This is a genomic window from Stenotrophomonas maltophilia group sp. RY12688 (assembly GCF_052149045.1).
Taxonomy (GTDB): Bacteria; Pseudomonadota; Gammaproteobacteria; order Xanthomonadales; family Xanthomonadaceae; genus Stenotrophomonas; species Stenotrophomonas sepilia.
Window position 1 is genome coordinate 3,479,020 of the sequence record NZ_CP197389.1, and the last position, 19,711, is coordinate 3,498,730.

20 protein-coding genes, 1 tRNA gene and 1 other RNA gene are annotated in these 19,711 nt (G+C 68.1%); 19 read left to right on the forward strand and 3 right to left on the reverse strand.

Translation table 11 applies throughout. The annotated features are described in order from the left end of the window. The first annotated feature begins 96 nt into the window (after positions 1 to 96). The 5 genes from fdhE (at position 97) to selD (ending at position 5,663) form a co-directional block, all read left to right on the forward strand. A complete protein-coding gene (fdhE, locus tag ACS0OT_RS16175) occupies positions 97 to 1,080 on the forward strand; it encodes a formate dehydrogenase accessory protein FdhE (protein WP_262090960.1) in 984 nt (327 codons plus the stop codon). Between the two features lie 4 nt (positions 1,081 to 1,084). After that, the gene (gene selA / locus ACS0OT_RS16180; protein ID WP_262090959.1) at positions 1,085 to 2,509 is read left to right on the forward strand and encodes an L-seryl-tRNA(Sec) selenium transferase; all 1,425 of its coding nucleotides are present in this window, start codon (positions 1,085 to 1,087) and stop codon (positions 2,507 to 2,509) included. Beyond that, complete coding sequence (selB, locus tag ACS0OT_RS16185) at positions 2,506 to 4,437, forward strand: selenocysteine-specific translation elongation factor (protein WP_065179105.1); 1,932 nt, start codon at positions 2,506 to 2,508, stop codon at positions 4,435 to 4,437. The genes selA and selB overlap by 4 nt, the downstream gene beginning before the upstream one ends. A gap of 24 nt (positions 4,438 to 4,461) precedes the next feature. Further along, positions 4,462 to 4,557: transfer RNA gene (locus ACS0OT_RS16190), tRNA-Sec, on the forward strand. A gap of 26 nt (positions 4,558 to 4,583) precedes the next feature. Continuing rightward, positions 4,584 to 5,663, forward strand: coding sequence for a selenide, water dikinase SelD (selD, locus tag ACS0OT_RS16195; protein ID WP_053497458.1), 1,080 nt, complete (start codon positions 4,584 to 4,586; stop codon positions 5,661 to 5,663). 57 nt (positions 5,664 to 5,720) lie between these two features. On the opposite strand, the gene ACS0OT_RS16200 is transcribed toward selD, so the two are convergent. Then, positions 5,721 to 6,581, reverse strand: coding sequence for a YicC/YloC family endoribonuclease (locus ACS0OT_RS16200; RefSeq protein ID WP_005418965.1), 861 nt, complete (start codon positions 6,579 to 6,581; stop codon positions 5,721 to 5,723). 124 nt (positions 6,582 to 6,705) lie between these two features. Here ACS0OT_RS16200 and rph point away from each other — a divergent pair, with 124 nt between their 5' ends. The 7 genes from rph (at position 6,706) to pepQ (ending at position 13,953) form a co-directional block, all read left to right on the forward strand. Then, the gene (rph, locus tag ACS0OT_RS16205; RefSeq protein ID WP_049426699.1) at positions 6,706 to 7,431 is read left to right on the forward strand and encodes a ribonuclease PH; all 726 of its coding nucleotides are present in this window, start codon (positions 6,706 to 6,708) and stop codon (positions 7,429 to 7,431) included. Beyond that, positions 7,428 to 7,817, forward strand: a complete 390-nt coding sequence (locus tag ACS0OT_RS16210) for a VOC family protein (RefSeq protein ID WP_005418968.1) — start codon at positions 7,428 to 7,430, stop codon at positions 7,815 to 7,817. Before rph ends, ACS0OT_RS16210 begins: the two co-directional genes overlap by 4 nt. Continuing rightward, on the forward strand, positions 7,814 to 8,410 hold the full coding sequence (gene rdgB / locus ACS0OT_RS16215; RefSeq protein WP_005410891.1) for an RdgB/HAM1 family non-canonical purine NTP pyrophosphatase: 597 nt from the start codon (positions 7,814 to 7,816) through the stop codon (positions 8,408 to 8,410). The genes ACS0OT_RS16210 and rdgB overlap by 4 nt, the downstream gene beginning before the upstream one ends. 56 nt (positions 8,411 to 8,466) lie before the next feature. Then, the gene (gene hemW, locus ACS0OT_RS16220; protein WP_442255897.1) at positions 8,467 to 9,693 is read left to right on the forward strand and encodes a radical SAM family heme chaperone HemW; all 1,227 of its coding nucleotides are present in this window, start codon (positions 8,467 to 8,469) and stop codon (positions 9,691 to 9,693) included. Positions 9,694 to 9,895: 202 nt separating this feature from the next. Next, positions 9,896 to 12,175 carry a DUF1631 family protein gene (locus ACS0OT_RS16225; protein WP_139727609.1) on the forward strand — a complete coding sequence of 760 codons (2,280 nt, stop codon included), beginning with the start codon at positions 9,896 to 9,898 and terminating at the stop codon, positions 12,173 to 12,175. Then, positions 12,172 to 12,546 (forward strand): PilZ domain-containing protein, encoded by a 375-nt coding sequence (locus ACS0OT_RS16230; protein ID WP_005418979.1) that lies wholly within the window; start codon positions 12,172 to 12,174, stop codon positions 12,544 to 12,546. Before ACS0OT_RS16225 ends, ACS0OT_RS16230 begins: the two co-directional genes overlap by 4 nt. Before the next feature lie 75 nt (positions 12,547 to 12,621). Then, entirely contained in the window at positions 12,622 to 13,953 is a 1,332-nt protein-coding gene (pepQ, locus tag ACS0OT_RS16235) for a Xaa-Pro dipeptidase (RefSeq protein ID WP_065185332.1), read from the forward strand. Between the two features lie 524 nt (positions 13,954 to 14,477). On the opposite strand, the gene ACS0OT_RS16240 is transcribed toward pepQ, so the two are convergent. After that, complete coding sequence (locus ACS0OT_RS16240; RefSeq protein ID WP_088123875.1) at positions 14,478 to 15,800, reverse strand: aminopeptidase P N-terminal domain-containing protein; 1,323 nt, start codon at positions 15,798 to 15,800, stop codon at positions 14,478 to 14,480. Positions 15,801 to 15,805: 5 nt separating this feature from the next. Continuing rightward, the gene (locus ACS0OT_RS16245; protein ID WP_005418994.1) at positions 15,806 to 16,354 is read right to left on the reverse strand and encodes a UPF0149 family protein; all 549 of its coding nucleotides are present in this window, start codon (positions 16,352 to 16,354) and stop codon (positions 15,806 to 15,808) included. Between the two features lie 154 nt (positions 16,355 to 16,508). On the opposite strand from ACS0OT_RS16245, the gene ACS0OT_RS16250 reads away from it, so the two are divergent. The 7 genes from ACS0OT_RS16250 (at position 16,509) to ACS0OT_RS16280 (ending at position 19,654) form a co-directional block, all read left to right on the forward strand. Continuing rightward, a complete protein-coding gene (locus ACS0OT_RS16250; RefSeq protein WP_005418996.1) occupies positions 16,509 to 16,730 on the forward strand; it encodes a TIGR02449 family protein in 222 nt (73 codons plus the stop codon). Next, positions 16,727 to 17,023, forward strand: a complete 297-nt coding sequence (locus tag ACS0OT_RS16255) for a cell division protein ZapA (protein ID WP_005410899.1) — start codon at positions 16,727 to 16,729, stop codon at positions 17,021 to 17,023. The genes ACS0OT_RS16250 and ACS0OT_RS16255 overlap by 4 nt, the downstream gene beginning before the upstream one ends. Positions 17,024 to 17,176: 153 nt before the next feature. Further along, positions 17,177 to 17,362: non-coding RNA, 6S RNA (gene ssrS, locus ACS0OT_RS16260), on the forward strand. Between the two features lie 83 nt (positions 17,363 to 17,445). Next, on the forward strand, positions 17,446 to 18,039 hold the full coding sequence (locus tag ACS0OT_RS16265; protein WP_111200510.1) for a 5-formyltetrahydrofolate cyclo-ligase: 594 nt from the start codon (positions 17,446 to 17,448) through the stop codon (positions 18,037 to 18,039). Further along, on the forward strand, positions 18,036 to 18,515 hold the full coding sequence (locus ACS0OT_RS16270) for an EVE domain-containing protein (RefSeq protein ID WP_005419001.1): 480 nt from the start codon (positions 18,036 to 18,038) through the stop codon (positions 18,513 to 18,515). Before ACS0OT_RS16265 ends, ACS0OT_RS16270 begins: the two co-directional genes overlap by 4 nt. Positions 18,516 to 18,538: 23 nt before the next feature. Further along, entirely contained in the window at positions 18,539 to 19,186 is a 648-nt protein-coding gene (gene rpiA, locus ACS0OT_RS16275) for a ribose-5-phosphate isomerase RpiA (protein ID WP_005419003.1), read from the forward strand. A 21-nt stretch (positions 19,187 to 19,207) separates the two neighbouring features. Then, complete coding sequence (locus ACS0OT_RS16280) at positions 19,208 to 19,654, forward strand: DUF192 domain-containing protein (RefSeq protein WP_005419005.1); 447 nt, start codon at positions 19,208 to 19,210, stop codon at positions 19,652 to 19,654. Positions 19,655 to 19,711: the final 57 nt, after the last annotated feature.

Genomic DNA, 19,711 nt, shown 5'->3' on the forward strand with positions numbered 1-19,711 from the left:
CGGATCTGACCCCAACCTTTCAAATGGCCGGCAACACGCTGGACGCCAGCGCCGACAACAGCGAGGATGGAGCCTGGTTCTTCTGGCTGGCCCTACATGGCGCAACGCATCCTTGAACCCGGTGAGATCGAGACGCTCGCCTCGCGCGATGTGCCGCGCATCATCCTGCCTGATACCGGGTCACTGTTCGCTACGCGCGCGGCACGCCTGCGCAGCCTGGCCGCGCACAGTGCCATCGGTGGCTACCTGCAGCTGCTGGCGGCGCTGGCCGATGCGCAGCAGGCACTGCTGGATGAGTTGACGCCGCAGCAACGCGAGGGGCTTCAGGCACAGGCGCGCGCGCAGCAGTCGAGCGCGGCGGCTAGCGCCGGCATGCCGTTGCGGCCGGCCAACACACTGCAACTGGATGGGCGCTGGCGCGACTGGCTGCGCACCCTGTGCCGGCACTGTGCCGACGAAACCGGGCTGCCTGTGGAAACCCGGCAGGAACTACAGCGCGTCGCCGCCGCTGATGATGCGTGGCTGGATGCACAGGCGCATGCGGTGCTGGAACGCGATGACGCGCCCTCGGTCGACGCCGTCGCTGCGCTGCTGGTGATGAACGCGCTGCAGGTGTACTGGGCGGTGCTCGCCGCCAGCTTCCATCCGACCGACCTGAAGCCGCTGGCCGATGCGCCAGAGTTGTGCCCGCTCTGTGGCACGCTGCCGGTGGCCAGCGTGGTGCAGGCGCGCCCGCCCTACGCCGCCTATCGCTACCTGTCGTGCTCGCTGTGTGCCTGCCAGTGGCATTACGTGCGCGTGCAGTGCAGCCAGTGCGGCGCCGCCGGCAAGGACATTGCCTATCGCGCCCTGGCCGAGGTGGACGGTGACAGCGGCGAGGCAGTGCGCGAGAGTGCGGTGCGCGCCGAGACCTGCGACCACTGCCGCAGCTATCGCAAGATCCTGTACCTGGAGAAAGATCCGTCACTGGAGCCGGTGGCCGATGACCTCGGCACGCTGGCGCTGGACCTGCTGCTGGCCGAGGAAGGCTATGCGCGTGCCAGCCAGAATCCTCTGCTGTGGCAATCCGACGGCGATTGAGGCGATGACAACCATGCCCCCCGCCCCGGCATCGGCCGCCGCCCTGCCCTCGCTGGACCGGGTGCTGCGCCTGCCTGCACTGGCGCCACTGATCGAAGGCCACGGTCGAAGCCGCATCACCCAGCTGCTGCGTTCGCACCTGCAGGTGCTGCGTGAGCGTGTCAGCGCCGGCCAGTTGTCGCCCGCGCAGCTGCAGGAAGCGGTCGACGGCCCGGCGCTGGTGGTAGCGGTCGAGGCCGCACTGGCAGCCGATGCACGGCTGGACCTGCAACCGATGTTCAACCTGACCGGCACCGTGCTGCACACCAACCTGGGCCGCGCGCTGTTGCCCGATGCCGCCGTGCAGGCGGTCACCCGCGCGATGACAGCGCCGGTCGATCTGGAATTCGACATCATCCGCGGCCGCCGCGGCGACCGCGATGCACGGGTGCAGGCGCTGGTCTGCGAACTGACCGGCGCCGAAGCCGCCACCGTGGTCAACAACAATGCGGCGGCGGTCCTGCTGCTGCTCAACAGCCTGGCCAACCGCCGCGAGGTGGTGGTGTCGCGCGGCGAACTGGTGGAGATCGGCGGTGCCTTCCGCATTCCCGATGTGATGCGCAGCGCCGGCGCGCGACTGCTGGAAGTGGGCACCACCAACCGTACCCACCCGGCCGACTTCGCCCATGCCATCGGCGCACGTACCGCGTTGCTGATGGAAGTGCATGCCAGCAACTACGCGATCACCGGCTTCACTGCCAAGGTCGACACTGCGGCGATGGCTGCGATCGCGCACGAGCACGGCCTGCCGCTGGTGGTGGACCTGGGCAGTGGCAGCCTGTGCGATCTGGCGGCCTTCGGCCTGCCGCACGAGCCGACCGTGCAGGAAGCACTGGCGGCCGGCGCCGATCTGGTTTCGTTCAGTGGCGACAAGCTGCTGGGCGGCCCCCAGGCCGGGATCATCGCCGGCCGCGCCGACCTGATCGCGCGGATCAACCGCAATCCGCTCAAGCGGGCGCTGCGCATGGACAAGATGGGCCTGGCCGCACTGGAAGCCGTGCTGGCCCTGTACCGCGAACCGGAACGGCTGGCACTGCGGCTGCCGACCCTGCGCAGCCTTTCGCGCCTGCGGGATGACATCGACGAGCAGGCACACCGCCTGCTGCAGCCGATGCGCGCGTCGCTGACCGCCGGCTACGCGCTTGAACGGGCCTCGATGTACAGCCAGATCGGCAGCGGCGCGCAGCCGCAGGCGCAGCTGGCCAGCGCCGGACTGCGCGTTACCAGCGCGCGCCGCGGCGGGCTGGATCGCTTGGCCAAGCGCTTGCGCCAGCTGCCGCGGCCGGTGCTTGGCCGCATTGCCGATGACGCGCTGTGGCTGGACCTGCGCTGCCTGGAACCCACCGACGAAGCCGCCTTCCTCGCGCAATGGAGCACGCTGCAGGCATGATCGTCGGCACCGCCGGGCATATCGACCATGGCAAGACCAGCCTGGTGCGCGCACTGACCGGCATCGAAACCGATCGCCTGCAGGAAGAACGCACGCGCGGTATCTCCATCGAGCTGGGCTATGCCTATGTCCCGGTGGAAAGCACAGGCGGCGGGAGTGCCGAGGCGACGCTGGGCTTCGTCGATGTTCCGGGCCATGAACGCTTCGTGCATACGATGGTGGCCGGCGCCACCGGCATCGATGTCGCCCTGCTGGTGATCGCCGCCGACGACGGTGTGATGCCGCAGACTCGCGAGCACCTGGCGATCCTGCAGTTGCTGGGCGTGGATCGCGGTGCAGTCGCTCTGACCAAGATCGACCGCGTGGACGCCGCGCGCATCGCCCGGGTCGAGATCGAGATCGCCGCGCTGCTGGCCGGAACGCCGCTGCAGGATTCCCCCGTATTCGCCTGCAACAGCACCGCACCCGACGATTCTGGCATCAACGCGCTGCGTACCCAGCTGCACGCGTGGGCGTCGGACAACGCCAACACGCGCCAGGCCGAACTGCGCAGCGAGCTGTTCCGCATGCCGGTGGACCGCGTGTTCTCGCTGGCCGGCCACGGCACGCTGGTGACCGGCGCAGTGCACGGCGGCATCGCTGCCGTGGGTGAGCATCTGCAGCTGATGCCGGCCGCCACTGACGTGCGCGTACGCAGCATCCACGCGCAGAACCAGGCCAGCGAACACGCCATGGCCGGGCAGCGCTGTGCGTTGAACCTGGCTGCCATCGCCCGCGACGACATCCACCGTGGCGACTGGATCGCCGACCCGCGCGCCCTGCTGGCGACCCGTCGCGTCGACGTACGCCTGCGGCTTTCCGCACTGGCAACACCGTTGCGCGACTGGGCGCCGCTGCACATCCACTGGGGCACGATGCACCGGCAGGCCCATGTGGTGCTGCTGGAGGACGTCGATCACGGCGACGGACAGTTGGTGCAACTGGTGTTCGATGCACCGGTCTGCGCGATGTGCGGTGATCGCTTCATCGCCCGTGATTCAGCGGCCATCCGCACGCTGGGTGGTGGCATCGTGCTCGATCCGGACCCGCCACAGCGGCGCCGGCGCAGCCAGGCACGGCTCGCCTGGCTGGGCGCACTGGAGCAGCTGGCCACAGGTGCGGGAATCGGCCCGCTGTTGCAGCAGGCTTCCTTCGGCATAGCCATGGCCGCCCTGCAACGCTACTGCCGGCGCGCGGCCGACCGGATCGATCTTCCTGCGGGCACGCGGCGCATCGTCACCCACGAAGACACGGTGGTCATCCTTGCTTCGCACTGGCAGGCGCTTCGCGAACAGGTGATCACGTCGCTGCGCAGCTGGCACGAGCGACGTCCGGACGAGCCCGGTGTTGATAGCGGGCGCCTGCAGCGCAGTACGCTGCCCGCGCTTGCAGCGAGCCTGTGGAATGCCCTGCTGCAAGGCCTGCTGGACGACGGCAGCGTGCAGCGCGTGGGCGCCTGGTGGCGCCTGCCCGGCCATGACCATGCGCCACCGGAACGCGAACGACTTCTGCTCGAATGCGTGCTGCCGCAGCTGCACGCCGGTCGCTTCGATCCACCGTGGGTGCGCACGCTGGCCACCGACGTTGGTCTGGCCGAAGACGAGGTCCGCGCCGTCCTGCGCCGCGCTACCGCGCGTGGCGAACTGTTCCAGGTAGTGCCGGACCTGTTCTATGCACCGGCCCGCATTGCCGAGCTGGCCGCGATCGTCGCGCAGCTGTCGCAGGCCACCGGCACGGTGGATGCGGCCACCTTCCGCGATGCCATCGGCCTGGGCCGCAAGCGCAGCATCCAGATCTTGGAGTTCTTCAACCGCGTTGGCTACACTCGACGCGTCGGTGACCAGCATCGGCCGCGCGGCGACCTGCAGTGGAACGCAGCCCGCGACTGAGCCCACCGGTGCCGCCGTACTTTCGGAAGGCATGCGCATCCGGGCATGCGGCTGGGCTTCAAACCCAGTAGGGGGCGTCGATCGTTCCCTGGTAGGTTCGACTCCTGCTGCCTTCCGCCATTGGTGTTTCCGCAGGAGATGTCGGCATGGCCACGCACGCGCAGTCCCCCGCCCCTTCAACGGCCGATGCCCCGCAACGACTGACTTCGCTGGCACACGGCGGCGGCTGCGGCTGCAAGATCGCGCCGGGCGTGCTGTCCGAACTGCTGCGCGGCGTGCCAGCGCTTCCGGCACCGGCCGAACTGCTGGTCGGCCGCGAGACCAGCGACGACGCCGCGGTGTACCGCCTCGATGACCGCCAGGCAATCGTCGCCACCACCGATTTCTTCATGCCGATTGTCGACGACCCGTTCGACTTCGGCCGCATCGCCGCCACCAACGCGCTGTCGGACCTGTACGCGATGGGGGCACGACCATTGTTCGCGCTGGCCATCGTCGGCATGCCGATCAACACGCTGCCGCAGGAGACCATCCGCGGCATCCTGCAGGGCGGCGAGCGTGCCTGCGCCGATGCCGGCATCGTGGTCGCTGGAGGCCACAGCATCGATTCGGTGGAACCCATCTATGGCCTGGCCGCGATCGGCGTGCTCGACCCGCAGCGGCTCAGGCGCAATGCCGATGCCCGCGCCGGCGATGTGCTGGTGCTGGGCAAGCCGTTGGGCGTGGGCGTGTATTCGTCGGCGCTGAAGAAAGAAGTGCTGGACGCCGACGGCTACCAGCAGATGATCGCGTCGACCACCCGCCTGAACACCGTGGGCGTGGCCCTGGCCGCGCTGGACGGTGTGCACGCGATGACCGATGTCACCGGTTTCGGCCTGCTCGGCCACCTGCTGGAAGTGTGTCGCGCCAGTGGTGTCGCTGCGGAGGTGGACAGCGCACAGGTGCCGCTGCTGCCTCAGGCCCTGGAGCTGCTGCAGCGCGGCTGCTTGACCGGCGCGTCCAACCGCAACTGGGCCTCGTATGGTGCGGAGGTGCGTTTCGCCGATGGGTTGCCGGCACACTGGCAGCCGCTGCTGACCGACCCACAGACCAGCGGTGGGCTGCTGGTGTCCTGCGCCCCGGAAGCGGTGGACGCGGTGCTGGCCTGCTTCCACGACGCAGGGTTCGGCCAGGCAGCCGTCGTGGGGCGATTGAGCGCGGGCCTGCCGGGTGTCAGCGTCCGCTGAGACGCTGTAATGAGAAGGGCGCCCGAAGGCGCCCCGGCTGTAATGCTGGATGCAACATCACTCGATGTTCTGCACCTGTTCGCGGATCTGGTCGATCAGCACCTTCAGCTCCACCGCGGCATTGGACGTACGGCTGTCCACCGACTTCGAGCCCAGCGTATTGGCTTCGCGGTTGAACTCCTGCAGCAGGAAGTCCAGGCGGCGGCCGACCGGCTCGCGCTGCCTGAGCACGCGGCGGATCTCGACAATGTGGCTGCCGAGGCGATCCAGCTCCTCATCCACGTCCAGCTTCTGCAGCCACAGCACCAGTTCCTGCTCGGCGCGGCCGGGGTCGACCGGGTGCGGCAGGTCGGCCAGGCGTGCAGCCAGCTTGGCGCGCTGGCCGTCGCGAATGGCCGGAATCAAGGTGCGCACTTCGGTGGCGATGCGTTCGATGCCGTCCACGCGCTCACTGATGGCCGCCGACAACTTGCCGCCTTCGCGTTCACGCGCCTCGACGAAGCCGTCCAGCACCTGGTCCAGCAGGGCCAGTGCCTCGGCCTGCAGGGCCGCGGCATCGGTGGCCTCGCCACGGGTCACGCCGGGCAGCTGCAGCAGCTCGGTGAAGCTGACCTGCAGGTTGGGGAAATCGGAGGTCAACCGGTGCGCCAGGCGGCCGAGCTGGCCCAGCAGGGCCTCGTCCACCTGCAGGTTGGCCGCTGCTTCCGGCGCACGCAGGCGCATCACCAGATCCAGCTTGCCGCGGCTCAGGCGCGCGGCGATGCGCTCGCGCAGCTGCGGTTCCAGCGCCCGCAGTTCCTCGGGCAGGCGGGTGCCGACCTCCAGGAAGCGGTGGTTGACCGAGCGCAGCTCGCAGCCCAGCGTGCCCCACGGGGTGACCCGCTCGCCGCCGGCATAGGCGGTCATGCTTCGAATCATGGAATGTGTCCGGTGCGTGCAAAGGGGGAATGGTACCCTAGCGCCCTCACCAGAGCCCCCTTGCCCGCCCCGTGAAGGCCGCGGGCGTGGCGGCGTACTCCCTCGCCATTACGGAACCCGCACCATGTCCGATTCCCGCCCCAGCGGCCGCCAGCCCGACCAGCTCCGCCCGGTCGTCATCCAACGCGGCTTCACCCGCCACGCCGAAGGGTCGGTGCTGGTGTGCTTCGGTGAAACCCGTGTGCTGTGCACCGCCAGCGTCGAGAACCGCGTGCCGGGCTTCCTGCGCGGCAAGGGCGAAGGCTGGGTCACCGCCGAGTACGGCATGCTGCCGCGCGCCACCCACACCCGCAGCGACCGTGAAGCGGCCCGTGGCAAGCAGGGTGGCCGCACGCTGGAGATCCAGCGCCTGATCGGCCGCAGCCTGCGTGCCTGCGTGGATCGCAACGCGCTGGGCGAGCGCACCATCACCCTCGACTGCGACGTGCTGCAGGCCGACGGTGGCACCCGCACCGCCGCCATCACCGGCGCCTACGTGGCGCTGGTCGATGCGGTGAACGTGCTGATGAAGCGTGGCGACATCAAGCGCAACCCGATCCTGGGCGCGGTGGCCGCGGTGTCGGTGGGCGTGTACCGCGGCACCCCGGTGCTGGACCTGGACTACGCCGAAGACAGCGACTGCGACACCGACATGAACGTGGTGATGAACGACGGTGGTGGCTTCATCGAACTGCAGGGCACCGCCGAAGGCCACGCCTTCCGTCGCGATGAACTGGACGCGCTGCTGGGCCTGGCCGAAAAGGGCGTGGCCGAGCTGCTGGCCGCGCAGCAGGCGGCGCTGTCGGCATGAACCGGCGCCTTGCCCTGACCACCCTGGTGGTGGCCGACTATGACGAAGCCATTGCCTGGTACACCGGCAAGCTCGGCTTCGCGCTGCTGGAGGACATCGACCAGGGCCACAAGCGCTGGGTGGTGGTCGGCCCGACCGACGGCAGCGCCGCCGCCCTGCTGCTGGCCCGTGCCAGCGACGAGGCGCAGCGCAGCCGCATCGGCAACCAGACCGGTGGCCGCGTCGCCTTCTTCCTCAACACCGACGACTTCCACCGCGACCACGCGGCGATGCTTGCCGCGGGAGTCGAGTTCCTGGAAGCGCCGCGCGAAGAACCCTATGCAACGGTCGCGGTGTTCCGCGATCTGTATGGCAACACCTGGGACCTGCTGGAGCCCCGTCAATGAAGAAACTGGTACTGGCCAGCCACAACGCCGGCAAGCTGGTGGAGATGCAGGAGATCCTCGCCGACCTGCCGCTGCAGATCACCTCGGCCGCCGAACTGGGCCTGGGCGACGTGGAAGAGACCGGCCTGACCTTCGTCGAGAATGCGCTGCTGAAGGCACGCGCGGCCTGCGAAGCGACCGGCCTGCCGGCACTGGCCGATGATTCGGGCCTGATCGTCGACGCACTCGGCGGCGCGCCCGGCCTGTACAGCGCGCGCTATGCCGGCCACCCGACCAACGCGGCGGCCAACAACGCCAAGCTGCTGGACGCGATGGCCGACATTCCCGACGGCCAGCGCAGCGCCCGCTTCTATGCGGTGATCGTGCTGCTGCGCCACGCCACCGACCCGCAGCCGTTGATCTGCGAAGGGCGCTGGGAAGGACAGATCATCCGCGAGCTGCGTGGCACGAATGGTTTTGGCTACAACCCGGTATTCCTGGACACCACCCACGGCCTGACCGCCGCGGAAATGGAGCCGGCACTGAAGAATGCCATCAGCCACCGTGCCATCGCCCTGCAGCAGCTCAAGCAGCAGCTGGCGACGCTGTACTGACGCCACCCGATCGAACCAGGGAAGCCGGCCAGTGGCCGGCACTACCGAACAAGCCCATGCCGCACGCCCACGACCACTGCAACCACCTGCCCGGCGAAGCCTGCTCCGCTGCCCACGACAGCCCGCCGCGACTGGTGCCACCACCGCTGTCGCTGTATGTGCACCTGCCGTGGTGCGTGCGCAAATGCCCCTACTGCGATTTCAATTCGCACCAGGCCAAGGGCGAGCTGCCGTTCGATGGCTACATCGATGCGCTTCTGCGCGATCTCGACCAGGACCTGCCGCTGGTCTGGGGCCGGGTGGTGCACAGCGTGTTCTTCGGCGGCGGCACCCCCAGCCTGTTCCCGCCGGAAACAATCGACCGTTTCCTGCAGCAGGCCAGCGCACGCCTGCGCTTCGCGCCCAATGCCGAAATCACCCTGGAAACCAACCCGGGCACCGCCGAGCATGGCCGCTTCGACCGCTACCGCGCGGCCGGCGTGAACCGCCTCAGCTTCGGCATCCAGAGTTTCGACGACTCCATGCTCAAGCGCCTGGGCCGCATCCACGACAGTGGCGAAGCCGAGCGCGCGGTGAAGATGGCGCAGGACGCGGGCTACGACAACTTCAACATCGACCTGATGTACGCGCTGCCGGAACAGACCCTGGCCGGTGCCGAGGCCGATCTGGAACGTGCATTTGCACTGCAACCAGCCCATATCTCGCACTACCAGCTGACCCTGGAACCGAATACGGTGTTCTTCGCGCGGCCGCCGCAGGGCATTCCCGATGAAGACAATGCCTGGGACATGCAGGAGCACTGCCAGGCGCTGCTGGCGCAGGCCGGTTTCAGCCAGTACGAAGTCAGCGCCTACGCACGCCCTGGCCGCCAGAGTGCGCACAACCTGAACTACTGGCGCTTCGGTGACTATCTGGGCATCGGCGCTGGCGCGCACGGCAAGATCAGCTCCGGTGCCGAGGAACACGTGCTGCGCCGCTGGAAACTGAAGCACCCGCAGGCCTACCTGGACAGCGCGGGCACCCCGGCCTCGTTCGGTGGTGACGACGTGATCGCGCCGGAGCGGCTGCCGTTCGAGTACATGCTCAACCTGCTGCGCCTGCACGAAGGTTTCGGCCTGCGCGATTTCGAGTCGCGCACCGGGCTGCCGCGCAGCGTGCTGGATGCGCCCCTGGCCGAGGCCGTGCAGCGCGGCTGGCTGGATGTGGCGGACGGCCACGTAAAGCCAACCGAGCTGGGCCGTCGATTCACCAACGATGTGGTCAGCCTGTTCCTGGAGGAATAGACCTTCCCGCCGTAGCGGGTAGTGCCGGCCGCTGGCCGGCACTCCGGTGGAGACAGCGCTGCCGGCCAGCGACCGGCACTACCGTTCATCCGTCGTCCCTCCCCAGCAGACGCGAGACACGTTCACCCTAAAGTAGCGCCGACTGCGGCCGACACGGTAGATTCACAAGATCGATCCGCGGGAATCCGGGTACCGCTCGCCGATGTCAGCTGTCTTTTCCATTACCTCTGCCGACAAAACCCGCCTGGCCGCCAGCGACCTGCCACCGCGGGTGCGTGAGCTGCTGGGCGCATTGATCGGCCTGTGCCGGCAGACGCTGGCCGCGCCGCTGATCCTGACCGTCGAAGCGTTGGAGCAGACGTTGCTGCACGACGCGGATCGCGCGCGCAATCCGCAGCTGCAGGCGGAGCTGATGGCCCAGCGCGGCCAGTTGCATGCCTTCTCCGGTCATTTCGCTGACCGCATGCTTGATGCCGTGGCCGATGCGCTGATACGGCTGCGCGAACCCACGGCCCACTTCAGCCCCGGTTCCACGCCGCCGCCGCAGCCCGGCATGCTCGGGCTGTCGCTGGTCGATGAACATGAAGTGGACCGCGACCTGCTGCTGACCGAGATGGTGCGGAGGGAGACGCTGCGTTCGACCAACACGCTGAACCTGCTGGGCCAACGCCTGGGCGTACTGGCGGCGGCACCGGCCTTCGAGGCCGACACCCTGCCGCTGGCACCACAGGCACTGTGCGCCATGCTGCGCCGGATTGCCGAACAGGATTCGCTCACTGTCGACGTTCAGCTGGCGCTGTACCGCAGCTTCGAACGCCAGGTACTGGAACGCCTGGGCGACATCCTCGACCGTGCCAATGCCCTGCTGGCCCAGCACGGCGTGCTGCCCGGCCTGGTCTACACCCCCTATCTGGCGCGTTCATCGAGCACCCGGCGGATCATCACCCAGTCGGTGGGCGGTGGTCGCACCACGCAGCCGGCAAAGCGTGCCGCCGCGCCACTGACCGGCTGGAACGGATCGGCACCGGCCGGCTCCTGGTCGAGCCTGGTGCAGGACGCTTTCCAGGATGACAGCATGGCCGGCGCGGCCTTGCCGGGCCTGACCACCTCTACGGGCAGCGCGCTGCATGCGCTGCTGCAGCAGGCACGCCATGCCAGCGCAGCACCTGCGGATCGCGATGCAGTGCCGAGCGCGGCCGTGGATGCGGTCCTCGCACGCCTGCAGGCGCAGTCCAGCGCCGCCACCGGCGTAGCCGACCTGCAGGCGGCCGTGGTGGCGCAACTGCGCAGCGAGCATGGCATGCAGGCCCAGCTGGGCAGCCACGACCGCGACAGCCTCGACCTGCTGCGCATGCTGATGCAGCAGGTGCAGCAGCAGCAGCGTCCGGACCCGGTGCCGGCCGCCCTGCTGGCGCGCCTGCAGGTGCCGCTGGCACGTGCGGCAATGGCCGACCCCGGCTTCTTCGTGCGCGACGAGCACCCCGCGCGCGAACTGCTCAACCAGATTGCCGAAGTCGGCGCCAACTGGCTGGCCGACGATGATGTCGACCCGCAGTTGCTGCAGCGCATGGCACAGAGCGTGCAGGGCCTGCTGGGCCAGGATGCGCGGGCGCCGGAGGCCTTCGCCAGCGCGAACGAGGACGTGCAGCAGCATCAGCGTGCCGCAGCGCATCGCGCCGAGCTGGCCGAGCGCCGCCATGTGGAAGCTGCACGCGGCAAGGAGCGGCTGGAACTCGCGCGGCGACAGGCCAGTGCACAGATCGACCAGTGCTGCGACGCGCAAGAGCCGCCCCGCTTCGTGCAGACCCTGCTGCGTCAGGCCTGGGCCGATGCCCTCACCCTGACCCGCCTGCGCCACGGCGACGATTCACCGCAGTGGCAGGAACGCCTGCAGCAGACCCAACGCATCGCCGCCATCACCGCGCAACCCGTTGATGCACCCGGCGGCACCGATGCAACGCTTGCTGCCGAGGTCGAGGCCGCCCTGCTGCAGGTCGGCTACCACGCCGAGGAAGCCGCCGCCGTCGCACGCAGGCTGGCCACGCCTGGCGGCGAGGACGAGAGCACCTCGCGTACCGAACTCAGTGCCCGCCTGAAGGCACGCGCGCGCCTGGGCGAGCACGCCGGTACGGCCGCCGGCACGACGCCGGCCACACCGCGCAGCAGTGCCGAGGAAGCCGCTTACCAGCAGCTGTCCTCCCTGCCCTTCGGCAGCTGGTTCGACATCGATACCGGCGATGGCACACTGCGCCGCCAGCGCCTGTCCTGGTACAGCCTGCTGACCGGCCACGCCCTGCTGGTCAATCCGCGCGGGCAGAAGATCGCCGATACCGACCTGGATACGCTGGCCCGGCAGATCAGTGCCGGCCAGGCGCAGCTGGTCACTGAGGACAAGGCCCGGCTGGTTGACCGTGCCTGGGAGGCCAGCCTTGGCGCATTGCGTGCACTGGCGGCCGGCCATACGCAGGAGACTTCCGCATGATCACCCAACCGCCGCAGGATACCCGCCGCGCGCCGCGCCGCCAGGTCTCGGACCTGGTACCGGTCACCGACCAGATGCGCGAAAGCGTGGTCGGCCGGCTCGGCAATATCTCCGAAACCGGCATGCTGATGCTGGCCAGCGCACCGTTGCGCGAGGATGCGCTGTACCAGTTGCGCTTCCCCTTGCCGCTGGGCGATGGCCGCCACCAGGACATCGACGTGGGCGTGCACCTGCTGTGGAGCGAACCCGCACACGCCCCCGGACAGAGCTGGACCGGCTTCCGCTTCCTCACCCTGTCGCGCGAGCATCGGCAGCTGCTGCGCCAGTGGGTGGGCGAAGACAGCGACGAGGGGCCGGTTTCGACGGCCTGAGTGCCGGTTCCAGCACAGCGGTTTTTCCCGCTATGCGGCAGAATCTAGGGCCGTTTTCCGTGTCGAGCCACCGCAATGATCCAGCAAGACCCCGGCGCCCTGTATCCCGACCACCTGGCCGTGCTGTGCCGACGTGCCGAACAGGCGCTGGCCCGCGGCGGCTTCGACCACCTGGTGGTGCCCAGCGGCACTCTGCACTACCAGGTGTTCGATGATCGCGACTACCCGTACGCGGTCAATCCGCAGTTCAAGGCCTGGCTGCCGCTGACCCGCGTGCCCAACAGCTGGATCGTGTTCAGCCCCGGCAAGCGCCCGGCGGTGATCTTCCACCAGCCCTTCGACTACTGGCACGTGGTGCCGGATGCCCCCAGCGGCTGGTGGGTGGATCACTTCGACATCCACATCATCCGCAAGCCGGAAGACGCGCTGGCGCTGCTGCCGGCCGATCCATCGCGCTGCGCGATCCTCGGCGAGCCGCAGAGCGCGCTGGGCAACTACGTACCGAACAACCCGGCGCCGGTGGTGAACTACCTGGAATGGCACCGCGGCAGCAAGACACCGTATGAGATCGCACTGATGCGCCAGGCCCAGGTGCTGGGCGTGCGCGGCCACCGCGCTGCGGAGGCCGCATTCCGCAATGGCGCCGACGAGTTCAGCATCCACATGGCGTACTGCCAGGCAGTCGGCCAGGATGCCAATGAGCTGCCGTACGGCAACATCGTGGCGCTGAATGAACATGCCGCTGTGCTGCATTACACCGAGCTGGGCCGCAAGGCACCGCAGCCGCTGCGCAGCTTCCTGATCGATGCCGGCGCCAGTGCCCACGGCTACGCCAGCGACATCACCCGTACCTACGCCGCGCAGAGCCACGACGAGTTTGCGGCGATGATCGCCGCCGTCGACGCCGCCCAGCAGCGGATGTGCGCAGCGGTGCGCCCGGGCTGCGACTACAAGCAGCTGCACGTGGACGCACATCTTTCGCTGATGGGCGTACTGAAGGACTTCGGCGTGATCAAGGTCTCGCCGCAGACCGCGCTGGAGACCGGCGTCAGCGCCGCGTTCTTCCCGCATGGTATCGGCCACCTGATCGGCCTGCAGGTGCACGACGTGGCCGGTTTCGCGGCCAGCGACGAAGGCGGCCGCATCGAGCGCCCGGCGGGCCACCCGTACCTGCGCCTGACCCGCGTGCTGGAACCGGGCATGGTGGTGACCATCGAACCGGGCCTGTACTTCATCGACATGCTGTTGAACGAAGTGAAGGACGCCGGCCACGGCGATGCGATCAACTGGGACCGCGTGGACTTCTTCCGTCCGTATGGCGGCATCCGCATCGAAGACGAAGTGCTGTGCACTGATGGCGAGGCGGACAACCTGACGCGGCCGGCGTTTGCGGCGGCCAACGGCTGAGCCCCTCGTGGTTGGCTGCTTGGAGCAATAGCCGCGCTTGGCGGGGCGGGGTGGGTTCGCGGGGGACGCCGTGAATCCATCCCTGGAGGCTTGGCCGCGGCATCCATGCCGCGGACACCCCCGCGAACCCACCCCGCCCCACCTCTGACAGTTTCCGTGTGCGTCCAACCACGGAAGAAAGAAAGAAAAGCAAAAGCGGGTCGCTTGCTGCGCTCGCTCTGTGTCGACCAAGGTCGACACCTACCAGTAGATCCACGCCATGCGTGGATGATTCATTCGATATCTGACAGATGTGCCGACCAACGATCGGCACCCACCAACAGCCGCGCGAACCTGTCGAAGGTGGGGCACTGTGGGTTTGCGGGGTGTGAGCCGCATGGATGCGGCGACCAAGCCTACAGGGATGTACTTGCGGCGTCCCCGCAAACCCACAGTGCCCCGCCATCCCACGGAATGCCGCTGTTGCGGTTGCTGTTGCTGTGGCCTCTGCGGGTGCAGGGCCGCAAGCCCTGCAGAAAAACACCCTACCCCGCCATCACCGCTTCGATCTCATCGGCGCTGCGCGCCAGGCCTTCGGTCAGCACGCGATGGCCGTCATCGGTGATCAGCACATCGTCTTCAGTGCGGATGCCGATACCGCGCCAACGCGGTTCCACCGTCGTGTCGTCCACGCCGATGTACAGCCCCGGCTCGATGGTGAACGCCATGCCAGGCTCCAGCAGACGTGAATCACCGGCGAGGCGGTAATCGCCCACATCGTGCACGTCCAATCCGATCCAGTGGCCGGTCTTGTGCCGGTAGAAGCGCTGGTACAGGCCTTCGGACAGATTCTTTTCCAGCGTGCCCTTCAGCAGGCCCAGGCGCAGCAGGCCCTCGGTCAAGGTCTGCACTGCGGCCAGATGGCCGGCCTCGTAGGGCACGCCCGGCTTGGCCTGGGCCAGCGCCGCCGCCTGCGCTTCACCGACCAGGTCGTGCAGCGCGCGCTGCTCGGCACTGAAGCGGCCGTTCACCGGGAAGGTGCGGGTGATGTCGCTGGCGTAGCCGCGGTACTCGGCACCGGCATCGATCAGCACCAGCTCGCCATCGCGCGACCGCGCGTTGTTGTCGCGGTAATGCAGGATGCAGCCGTTGCGGCCGGCACCGACGATGCTGCAATACGCAGGCACCGCATCGCTGGCGCGGAACACGCGTTCCAGCTCGGCCTGCAGTTCATACTCGTGGATGCCGGCCCTGGCGGCCTTCATCGCCGCCAGATGCGCACGCACGCTGATCTGTGCGGCGTGGTGCATCAGTGCCACTTCGGCGCCGGATTTGAACAGGCGCTGCTCGTGCAGCAGGTGGCCCAGCTCCAGGAACTCATGGGGCGGCTGCGCACCGTGGCGTACCTGCGAACGCACGCGGTTGACCCAGCCGATCAGCTTCAGATCGAAGTCGGCGTCGCGGCCGAAGTGGTAGTAGACGCGCGAGCGCCCTTCCAACAGGCCCGGCAGGATGTCGTCCAGATCATCGATCGGGTAGGCATCGTCCATCCCGTACTGCGCTACCGCGCCTTCCTGGCCGGCGCGGCTGCCGTCCCATGCCTCGCGCTCGGCATCGCGCTCGCGGCAGAACAGGATGGCCTCGCCATGGCGGCGGCCCGGAATCAGCACCAGCACCGCTTCCGGTTCCGGGAAGCCGGTCAGGTACTGGAAATCCGAATCCTGGCGGAACGGATAATGGGTATCGAGGCTGCGCACCTTCTCGGCTGCGGCCGGCAGTACCAGGATCGCATCCTCGCCAGCCATGTCCATCAGCTGGCGGCGGCGACGCTTGTATTCGCCGGCCGCGATGCCGGTGCGCTGCTTGATATCCATCAGTTCAGGCGCTGCCGATGGCGCGCGGCCAGCACCACGTCGCCGTGCAGCAGCAGCACCGCCACGCGGATGAATTCCTCGATCTCCGACAGGGCTTCGTCGTCGTCATCGCCGCCGGCCTCGAAATCCTCACTGGACGCACGCGCCAGGCTGGCCATGTCGGTCAGCGCTTCTTCGCCCTCTTCGGACAGGGCCGGGCGGCGGCCGCCGCTGCCCAGGCCGAAGCCGCCCAGGAACGAGCGGGTCCAGCTGAACATGGCATCGGCCTGCGCGGACACGTCGTCGCTGTCGGCGAGCAGCAGTTCGAAGGCGAAGTCGCGGTCTTCCAGCTGCTTGATGGTGGCCTGCAGCAGCTGCCCCAGCACGCTGTCGGCGGCCACCGGTGGCAGGGTGTCGTCGGCCAGCACGCGCGCCGGCCAATCGTTGCCGGGGGCGCCGCCGGCGGCCAGCCAGCCGCACAGCGCTCCGTGCAGCTCGGCAGCGGTAGCGCCCAGGCCCAGCGCCTGGCTGGCGCGGGTAACGTCGTCGACGGAGGGAAGTTCGGTCATCGTGCGGCTCGTTCGGAATAAGGAAACCCGGGGTGCGCACGCGCGCGCCCGTGAGACCCTGTAGTGTAGCAACCCTGCGTCATCCTCTCGTGGCCGTCCGGCCTTGCTGCGACAGCGCTTGACCGCCCTCACCCGGCTTGCCTATCGTGCCCGCATGGAACCCGCCGATCCCCTTGCCCAGCTGCAGGACTTTGCCGCCCGCGTGGACGCGTTGCTTGAACGCAACCAGCGCCTGGCCGAGGAGAACCGCAGCCTGCGCCACCAGCAGGAACAGCTGGTGGCCGAGCGCTCGACGCTGCTGGCCAAGAACGAACAGGCGCGCTCGCGGGTGGAAGCGATGATCAGCCGGCTCAAATCCCTGGAGCAGCACACATGAGCGCCGAACCGGTCAGTGTCCGCATCCTCGATCGTGAATACACCGTGGGCGTTGGCGGCGACGAACGCGACAGCCTGATGGCTGCTGCGCGCCTGCTCGATGCGCGCATGCGCGAGATCCGCGGCAGCAACCGCATGGCCGCCGTCGACCGCGTCGCCGTGCTGGCCGCGCTGAACCTGGCCCACGAACTGCAGCTGCTGCGCGACGAGAACGCCCGCCAGGCCGTGGCGCTGCAGCAGACGCTGGCCGACCTGAACCGGCGCCTGGACCGCGCCATCGACGGCACCCCATAGAAAAAGGGGACGGAGGGAATTAAGGCGCATTCGCCCCTTCCGTGCTGGAAACGCCTTAATTCCCTCCGTCCCCTTTTTGCTTGTCTGAATTGGCACGGACTGTTGCCGACGAACGGCCTATCCAGATCCTGCGTGCTGGCTATAATGGCCACGCGTTCTCTGCGGTACTCGACGGCATGTGCAAACATTCGCCTTGTCCCTTAAGAACGACACCGGGAGCGCGACAGCGCCGGGAGTGCAGGTCCGCCTTGTAGCGGGAAGCCCGATGGTTCTCCAGCGTTCCCACTTGAGCCCCCGGGTTCAAGGTCGTTTCGCATGCATCGACATTGCGGAGAATGCAATATTCCAGCAAGGGCGGCGTCTTCGGGCGTCGCCCTTGTTCTTTCCGGCACAATGATGGCTGATCCTTGCCGCTCGCTGCCATGACCGACCCGCGCCAGGCCCTGCGCCACGACCTGCGGCAACGCCGCCGTGACCTTAACGCTGGTGAGCGCATCGCCGCCGCCGAATCGCTTGCCGATGCCCTGCTCGCCCTGCCGTTCGCCCCGCGCGAAGGCGCCGTGGCCGGCTACTGGGCGCTGGATGGCGAAATCGCCCTGCACCGCTGGCAGCTGCAGCTGCCCGAAGGACTCACCTACTGCCTGCCGGTGCTGGCCGGCGACGTGCTGCGCTTCGCACCATGGCGGCCCGGGCATCCGCTGACCAGCAACCGCTATGGCATCCCCGAGCCGGACGTGGCCGTGGAAGACACCCTGGAACCGGAACGGATGGCGCTGGTCGTGACCCCATTGGTGGGTTTCGACGCACAGTGCCGCCGGCTGGGCATGGGGGGCGGCTGGTATGATCGCAGCTTCGCCTTCCGCCACGACCGGCCGGCGCCGCCCTGGCTGGTCGGTGCTGCGTTCGCGGTGCAGCAGGTCGAGTCCTTGCCGGTGGCGTCGTGGGACGTGCCGGTGGATGCGATCTGCACCGAAGACGGCACCCTGTTCCCCTCCGCTGCCCCCGTGAACGCATGACCGCCCGCAAGCGCTACTGGCTGATGAAGTCCGAACCGGACGCCTTCTCCATCGATGACCTGGCAAAGGTCAAGGTCGAACCCTGGAACGGGGTGCGCAACTACCAGGCGCGCAATTTCATGCGCGATGGCATGCAGGTGGGCGACGGCATCCTGTTCTACCACTCCAACACCAAGGTGCCCGGCATCGTCGGCCTGGCCACCGTCGCCAGCCCAGCCTACCCGGACGACACCCAGTTCGACCCGAAATCCGACTACCACGACCCCAAGAGCACGCGCGAAAACCCGCGCTGGATGCTGGTGGACGTGGCCTTCGACCGCAAGCTCAAGCAGGTGATCGCGCTGGACGAGATCAAGCTGCACGCTGACGAGCTCGGCGAGGGCTTCCCGCTGGTTGCCAAGGGCAATCGCCTGTCGGTGTTCCCGGTGACCGCCGCGCAGTGGAAGCTGCTGCTGTCGCTGGAAAAGAAATCCTGATTCCCCGCCTGAGAGTTCTTCCCATGTCCGAAGCCAAGCGCCTGGCCGCCGAGAAAGCCATCGAGTACGTCGAAGACGGCATGATCGTCGGTGTCGGCACCGGTTCCACCGTGGCCTATTTCATCGATGCCCTGGCCCGCATCCAGCACCGCATCAAGGGCGCCGTGTCCAGCTCCGAGCAGAGCACCGCACGCCTGAAGCAGCACGGCATCGAGGTGATCGAGCTGAACCACAGTGGCAACCTGTCGCTGTACGTCGATGGCGCCGACGAGTGCGACCCGAACAAGTGCCTGATCAAGGGCGGCGGCGCCGCACTGACCCGCGAGAAGATCATTGCCGAGGCCAGCGAGCGCTTCATCTGCATCGTCGACCCGAGCAAGCAGGTGCCGGTGCTGGGCAAGTTCCCGCTGCCGGTGGAAGTGATCCCGATGGCGCGCAGCCTGGTCGCCCGCCAGATCCGCGACATGACCGGCGGCCAGCCGACCTGGCGCGAGGGCGTGGTCACCGACAACGGCAACCAGATCCTGGACATCCACAACCTGCAGATCACCGATCCGGAAAAGCTGGAGCGCGAGCTCAACCAGTTGCCGGGCGTGGTCTGCGTCGGCCTGTTCGCGCGCCGTCGCGCCGATGTGGTGATCGTCGGTGGCGAGCCGCCGGTCGTGCTCTGACCCTTCCCAAGGATCCTGACAATGTCGCTGTTGCGTTCGCTGCTGATGCTTCCGCTGCTGGCCCTGGCCGGCTGCGCCACCGACGCGGCCCGCCATTGGGTCGAGCTGGACGGCGCCCGCTACCAGGTCGAGCTGGCCACCAACGATGAAACCCGCGCGCGCGGGCTGATGTTCCGCGACCAGATGGCGGCCGACCACGGCATGCTGTTCATCCACGACCGCGAGGAAATGCAGGCGTACTGGATGAAGAACACCAAGATCGCGCTGGACATCCTTTACTTCGACAGCCAGCGCAAGCTGGTCAGCCAGCAGCGCGACGTACCGCCGTGCTCGGCCGGCGACATGTGCCCGCCCTATCCCAGCGGCGGCCCGGCGCGTTATGTGCTGGAACTCAACGCCGGCCAGGCCGAGAAGCTGCAGCTCAAGGACGGCACGGAGCTGAAATTCGGTCCGGGCATCGAAAAATAACGGTAGTGCCGGCCGCTGGCCGGCAATCCAACCCGACCGGGGTCAGATCCCTTTCGC

Excerpts from the sequence above, each read along its gene's own strand:
- ACS0OT_RS16200 (WP_005418965.1), bottom strand. The coding sequence starts at position 6,581 with ATGATTCGAAGCATGACCGCCTATGCCGGCGGCGAGCGGGTCACCCCG.
- ACS0OT_RS16255 (WP_005410899.1), top strand. The coding sequence starts at position 16,727 with ATGAGCGCCGAACCGGTCAGTGTCCGCATCCTCGATCGTGAATACACC.
- ACS0OT_RS16210 (WP_005418968.1), top strand. The coding sequence starts at position 7,428 with ATGAACCGGCGCCTTGCCCTGACCACCCTGGTGGTGGCCGACTATGAC.
- rdgB (WP_005410891.1), top strand. The coding sequence starts at position 7,814 with ATGAAGAAACTGGTACTGGCCAGCCACAACGCCGGCAAGCTGGTGGAG.
- ACS0OT_RS16270 (WP_005419001.1), top strand. The coding sequence starts at position 18,036 with ATGACCGCCCGCAAGCGCTACTGGCTGATGAAGTCCGAACCGGACGCC.
- selB (WP_065179105.1), top strand. The coding sequence starts at position 2,506 with ATGATCGTCGGCACCGCCGGGCATATCGACCATGGCAAGACCAGCCTG.
- ACS0OT_RS16265 (WP_111200510.1), top strand. The coding sequence starts at position 17,446 with ATGACCGACCCGCGCCAGGCCCTGCGCCACGACCTGCGGCAACGCCGC.
- fdhE (WP_262090960.1), top strand. The coding sequence starts at position 97 with ATGGCGCAACGCATCCTTGAACCCGGTGAGATCGAGACGCTCGCCTCG.
- ACS0OT_RS16280 (WP_005419005.1), top strand. The coding sequence starts at position 19,208 with ATGTCGCTGTTGCGTTCGCTGCTGATGCTTCCGCTGCTGGCCCTGGCC.
- ACS0OT_RS16225 (WP_139727609.1), top strand. The coding sequence starts at position 9,896 with ATGTCAGCTGTCTTTTCCATTACCTCTGCCGACAAAACCCGCCTGGCC.
- rpiA (WP_005419003.1), top strand. The coding sequence starts at position 18,539 with ATGTCCGAAGCCAAGCGCCTGGCCGCCGAGAAAGCCATCGAGTACGTC.
- selA (WP_262090959.1), top strand. The coding sequence starts at position 1,085 with ATGACAACCATGCCCCCCGCCCCGGCATCGGCCGCCGCCCTGCCCTCG.
- rph (WP_049426699.1), top strand. The coding sequence starts at position 6,706 with ATGTCCGATTCCCGCCCCAGCGGCCGCCAGCCCGACCAGCTCCGCCCG.
- ACS0OT_RS16250 (WP_005418996.1), top strand. The coding sequence starts at position 16,509 with ATGGAACCCGCCGATCCCCTTGCCCAGCTGCAGGACTTTGCCGCCCGC.
- hemW (WP_442255897.1), top strand. The coding sequence starts at position 8,467 with ATGCCGCACGCCCACGACCACTGCAACCACCTGCCCGGCGAAGCCTGC.
- selD (WP_053497458.1), top strand. The coding sequence starts at position 4,584 with ATGGCCACGCACGCGCAGTCCCCCGCCCCTTCAACGGCCGATGCCCCG.
- pepQ (WP_065185332.1), top strand. The coding sequence starts at position 12,622 with ATGATCCAGCAAGACCCCGGCGCCCTGTATCCCGACCACCTGGCCGTG.
- ACS0OT_RS16230 (WP_005418979.1), top strand. The coding sequence starts at position 12,172 with ATGATCACCCAACCGCCGCAGGATACCCGCCGCGCGCCGCGCCGCCAG.
- ACS0OT_RS16245 (WP_005418994.1), bottom strand. The coding sequence starts at position 16,354 with ATGACCGAACTTCCCTCCGTCGACGACGTTACCCGCGCCAGCCAGGCG.